Origin of the sequence: Actinomadura napierensis (assembly GCF_039529375.1) — a bacterium.
GTDB lineage: Bacteria > Actinomycetota > Actinomycetes > Streptosporangiales > Streptosporangiaceae > Spirillospora > Spirillospora napierensis.
Map to the genome: position 1 here is coordinate 1 of NZ_BAAAMR010000286.1, position 833 is coordinate 833.

General features: G+C 68.9%; 1 protein-coding gene. It reads right to left on the reverse strand.

Annotated features, from left to right (window positions below):
• Positions 1-23: 23 nt before the first annotated feature.
• The coding region (locus ABD296_RS49470) for an HNH endonuclease signature motif containing protein (RefSeq protein ID WP_344285496.1) at positions 24-833 on the reverse strand (810 nt) is incomplete at its 5' end.

Sequence of the window (833 nt, forward strand, 5' to 3'; positions counted from 1 at the left end):
GGTGCCGTGGAGGTTGGGGCGGGTTATGCAGCCCAGTTGGCGGTGGTGTCGGGTGGGCCGAACGGCCCCGGCGGCCCGCTGCCGGTCCGGGATCTTGATCGGGCACCCGGTGGCGGTAGCAACCGGTATACATAGCGCCCATCGGGATCTTTGCTGATCCCGATCTGGTTTGGGCTGGTGTGTTTGAAGCGGTTGTGCCACCCGCAGGTCAGCGCGAGCTGATCGATATCCGTCGGGCTATTACCGAGGGCCCAGCCGTTGACGTGGTCGACCTCGCACAACGTCCCCGGGATCTCGCATTCCCGTACCGCGCAGGTCGGATACAGGGTCTCCAGCACCTGCCGTTGGGCGGCGCTGGCAAACCGCTCCCGGTAGCCCAGGTAGAGCGGGGTGTGGCCGCGTCCGAGCAGGAGCGGCGAGACTCCGGCCGACAGGGCGATGCGGCGGGCTTGGGCGGCGGGGATCGGCGTCCCGTCGGTGAGGCGGGCCGGAGCGTTGCCGCCGGTCAGGGTCTCCAGATCGCAAATCACGGTGACCTTGGTGGCCTTGTGCCCACCGGACAGCACGCTGGACAGTGCTGCTGCGGTGCGCTCGCCTACGTCGCGGTGGTCATCAGGCCCGGCCGGCTTGGCCAACGGGGCCAGGGTGCCGTCCCAGATGGCGGCGTCTTCGGCGTTCAGCCACCCCTTGATGTAGCGACCGCCGTCCAGCGAACCGGTGCTGGTGATCCACGACTTGGCGTACCCGCGCTTGACGTCCTCACCGGGGGCAGCCTCGGTGCCGTCGCGTTCGGCGATCACGTCGCAGATGCGGCGGCCGAACACCCCGACTTT